Below are 5,172 nucleotides of genomic sequence, written 5' to 3'. Positions count from 1 at the left end.
AGGGGGAAAATAACAATTATACACGATATACGCAGGATGACCGGTTCAACGACCAGGGGAAAGGCAGATGGATTCTCAAGCGGGTTGAACGCGAAGATACAGACATTTTATATTACGATCTCGGGGCTCTGGAGGTATTTACGACACTCCGGGGCGTGCGGTATGCCTATAACGAAAAGGGCGAACTGGTGCGTCCAAAAGACGGCGAACCGATCTATGCGATGAAAGACGGCGTTCCATTTCTGGAAATTGTAAGCCCCAGCTATGAAGAACTGGCGTACAGCCGGAAAGAAAGGCGGTTTGAATACGTTCCGTCCGGGACAAAATTCTATCATCTGGCATCAGACGGAAGCCGGGACAGCGAGGTAGAACCGTACACGGGAATGGCATATGTGACGGAGGAGAAAACCGGCAAAACATTGGTGTGGGTGGTCCGGATATCGAAGGATCGCTATGAAAATGTGATTGCCAGGGATAAGATAAAGACTGGCCGCGTGGCAACGATGTATGCTGATACGGAACAGGAATACACGATCGGGACATATGACGGAGGTCTGCTGCAGCCCCATGTCAATCCGGTTTTGAATGAAAATGGGCTGCCGGTTTATTACCAGCGTTCCGATCAGACCTATATCAAAGGATATCCCGTTTATGATCGGGATGGCGATTATGTGCGTTACCGATACAGCGATCTTCTCAGAGCTTACAATGCCAATGCATGGGATCTGCAGTTGAAAGCAGCGCTCTATGATATTGGAAATGATCCGGAAAAACGGGAAGATGACCGACCACTGTACCATCGTCAGGGTGAGGCGTATCTGATGGAAAACAGCTGGATAACCGGGGATGAAATGCCAAACGATCCGTTCCATACACGGATCAGAGATGGGCAGGTGGACGTTTTAAAACGCGTCCCGGTGGGAACGTATATTTTAGAGGAGACGCGTGCCCCATCCGGCTATGCGAAACGGATGCCGGCAGGGCTTACGGTAGAGGAAACCTGTGAGGTACAGGAGCTGCGCCTTATTAACCGTCCGATCACGGTGCAGATCGAAAAGATCGACGCGCCAGAACAATATCAGCAGACAGTCCGGGACTATGATCGCATTTTGAACGAATCAGATTCTAAGACCTGGGAGGAAGGAAAAGGGGGGTATACGTTTTCAAGTGTGGAAGGAGCCGTGTTAGCGCTCTATCCGGCAAAAAGAGTTGCGAGTGATGATTTGGAAGCACATCCGTCCGGGTATTATCTGGAAAAGAAAGGGGAACTTCCGGCGAACTGGACAGTACTAGATGAGAGAAACCAGAAAAAGACAGTGACTGCGAAATGGACCGTCGGAAAGACGCCAATGGCATGGGAGGGGATTCCGGCAGGCGATTATATTCTCGGGGAGATAGAGACGCCTCCGGGATATCTGACAAATCAAATAGAGGTGGAAATCCAGGAAACTTCTAAGCTGCAGCTCATCACGATGCAGGAGGATCATATAAAAACCGCCTTTTTCAAATATGAGGAGAAGGATGGAAAAAAAGAATGTCTGCCGAATGCATATGCGGCGGAGCTGACCCTGTACGAGGCAGTGACAGATGAAAATGGAATTGTCATGGAAGCGGATGGAACACCGCGCTATGACCGGGAAAAACGGGTGACGAGCTGGAAGACCGAAGATGCGAAAGCCTACAGCCAAGGAAGCGACAGCTTTGCAGCCCGCTATCAGAAGCTGTATGCAGAATATCACACAAGGTTTAACACGGTTGCATGGTGTGGATATACCGCTGAAAAACAGGAAGAAACGGCGACAGAACAGGGCGAATCAGTGCGTCAGCTCTGGAATCTGGGAAATGGTTCGCAGGTGCTTGTTCAGGTAACGAAAAATCTGCAGCCGGATGGAAAAGCAGGCTACAGCTATGATTTCCGCTGGAATTACCAGACGGAGGGGACTCTGGTCAGTTATGATACCTCCGATGGGATTCACCGGATTGATTATTTACCGCTGAATCCGACGAAAAATGATTTGGCTTCGAACAGAAAGAAAGGCTATTACGTTCTGGTGGAGACGAAAACACCAAGCGGCTATCAGAAAGCAGCACCGAAGCCGGTGATTGTCGAAGAAACTGCTGAAATTCAGCTTTACGGGCTGGAAAACAGGGCAAAGTCTGTCTATATTTCCAAGCTGGGAAGCTCAGGAGAGGCATCCGAAGAGGCAATGTATCTGGCAGGCGCAGAACTTGCTGTTTTCCGGGCGGCACAGGATGGAAGCCTGGTGCAGGAAAAAGAATATTTAGTGGAACGCTGGATTTCTGGATCGGATGGAAAATTTACAGAGGAAGAAGCAGAAAAACAGGAGATTCCGGCAGGCTGGAAGGCAGGGGACTGGAAGCCGCATCGGATTTCTCCGATTGCCTATGGAGTGTATTATCTGGTGGAACTTTCGGCACCGGCAGGTTATCGCCTCATGGAACCTAAGAAATTTACGGTGGCGGCTGCTTCGGGGGAGACAATCGAAGCGGTTAATACGTTGAAACAGGGACGGATTCGGGTTGAAAAGGTGGATGAGAGAAAGCCAGAGGAAAAACTGGCAGGTGCGGTGTTTGAAGTGAAAAACAGAGAGACGGGAGAAAAGGTTCAGATGGAGACAGACGAGAGCGGTCAGGCGGAAAGCCCGTTTCTGCCAATCGGAACGATAGGGGAGAATGGAAGCTGGATTCCGTACCATTACGAAGTCCGTGAGACGATGCCGCCGGATGGATATCAACTTATTCCGCGCGTGTACGAGGTGCTGATAGAAGATCAGAAAGAATGCGAGGTGCTAACGTATGATCTGACGGTGCCGAATGAAAAAACGAAAATCAAAATTTCCAAGCTGGATTTCGATACGGGTCTCTTTGTGTCAGGAGCAAAGCTGGCAGTGTATGAAGCGGGATTTTTGGATGGTGTGTACACTGAAGCGGGTGAGGCATTGGAAACCTGGATCTGCGATGGGAAAACACACGTGATAGAAGGAAAGCTGATTGCCGGGCACACGTATCTTCTGAAAGAACTGGAAGCGCCGGATGGATACACTGTGCAGAAACCGATGATTTTCACGGTGTCAGATACAGGCAGGGGGATTAACGCAGCCAGAGATGGTGCAAATGCGCTGGAGACAGAGACAGCAGACGGTTTATTTGACAGCATAACGTCTCTGCAGGTGCAGGGAAGAAAAGCGCTTCGTCTGGTGAGAACTCTGTGGGATTTGGACAGTGGGGAAGAATTTGTACTTTCTTCACTGATGGAAGCTTCTGCGCCTTATCTGGAACGAGAAAAATGTGAAAAAGAGGGGGTGGCGGAAGGACATCGTTTCGAACTGCGGGAGATCATTGAGTTCAGTGACGGCAGCCGCCGGACGATAGAAAAAAATACATTCCGTCTGAATTGGGATGAGAACGGACATTATCCGCTGATGCTTCGAACATTAAAAGGAACGAGGTATCGTCTGGAAGAATATCATCAGAAAGAGACAGATGGCAGGGAAGTGGAAAGCTGGATCCCGGAAAACAGAGATGGCCTGGGATATATCCATGAAATACGAAATCCGGAATACAGCGACCCTTGTGGCATCCGCGCCGTTTCCCCGATTGGAAAAGACGGAGCAGCGGTGCTGCCGGGAAGTGTAATTGTATATGAAATTACATATCGGAACCAGTCAGATAAAAAAGAAAATATGAAGATTGGACTGGAAATTCCAGCTGGGTGTGAACTAATGACAGCGGCTTCGATGGGCGGAGCGGAACAAATAGGTGAATCCTGGTATTGGAATATAGAGAATGTGGCAGCCGGATCAGGAGGCATTTTGCGGGTGGCTGTTCTGGTTGGAGAGCATATAAATGAAAACGGACAGGAAAATCATTCTGGTATGACGGTAACGGCAACGATATGGGGAAAAACGGGCAAAAGCTATGAATCCTTCCATCCAATTCTATCGCCGGGCGCAATTGCTATCGCCGGGCGGGTGACGGGAACTGCCGCGGCGTTGTTAAGGCAGATAGATATAACATATACGTTATACTTAAAGAATGCGGAGGGAAAAGAGCTTCCAGGCTTGATTTCGTACACAGGTTCTAAATCGGGAACGCTGCGAAGTGGAGGAAGCCTGACGCTTTCTTGTGGCGAATCGGTTGTTTTGACAGGAATGCCGTGGGGAACAAACTATGAGGTTCGGGCACAAGTTCCGGCACAGACTCCGGATGGACTGCCGATCGAGTGGAAGAGTACAGGAAGCACGGGACGGACCTCCCGGCAGGGAAATACAGTGCTCTGGGAATTTCATCAGAATGATCGGTCGGTGCGTGAAGTGCTCAAACGTGGGAATAGATATCGCCTGGTTGAACTGCTGGAACTGGACGGTGGAAAAACGGAAGAGGTGGAGTCGAATCAGATGATTTTTTCTCTGGGGAATGATGCACAGATAGACGGAATTGGAATGATAGATTCCCCGACAAAGCTGGTCTTTTCAAAGACAGATCTGGGCGGAACGGAGCTTCCGGGTGCTCAGATAGAGATTCTGGATCAGTCTGGAAATGTAATCGAATCATGGATTTCTGCGGATCATCCTCATGAGATAATTGGAACGTTGACACCGGGAAAGAGTTATATAATGCGCGAGACGGGAGCGCCGGATGGATTTGCGTATGCGGAAGAGATTCCGTTTACTGTTTCCGAGGATGGAACGGTTGAGCGGATTTCCATGCAGGATAAGCCGACGCACGTGGAAATCACAAAATACAGTGTGACGGGAGAAAAGGAACTGCCGGGGGCGCGGATGGAACTCTGGGAGGAGAAGGAAGGCGGAACCTTGGTTGATTCGTGGGTATCTGATCGGGGCGCCCATGTGATAAAAGGAAAGTTAAACGCTGGAAAAAACTATGTGCTGGTAGAAAAAACAGCGCCGGATGGGTACTGGAAAGCAGAAAAAGTGACATTTACGGTATCACTGGACGGTCGAGTCGATCAGGTGAAGATGTACGACAGACCGACGGAAGTGCAGGTGGAGAAGCGGAAATGGAGGGAGCAGAAAGGAGATGGCGAATTTGTAAAAGGTGCCCACCTGAGGATTTCTGATGAGACTGGAAAGGTAATATTGGAATGGATTTCTGAAGAAAAGGAGAAATGCATACAAGGTATTTTAAAGG

General features: G+C 49.4%; 1 pseudogene. It reads left to right on the top strand.

Features of this window, described 5'->3' with window-relative positions:
• Positions 1-5,172: pseudogene (locus QVO97_RS05845) on the top strand (SpaA isopeptide-forming pilin-related protein); the annotation flags it as partial.

Source organism: Clostridium sp. CAG:43 (assembly GCF_000434655.1).
In the GTDB taxonomy this organism is placed as follows: Bacteria; Bacillota; Clostridia; order Lachnospirales; family Lachnospiraceae; genus Otoolea; species Otoolea fessa.
Note: the sequence above shows the minus strand (reverse complement) of the source record. Positions and strands in the feature narration are given on the sequence as shown.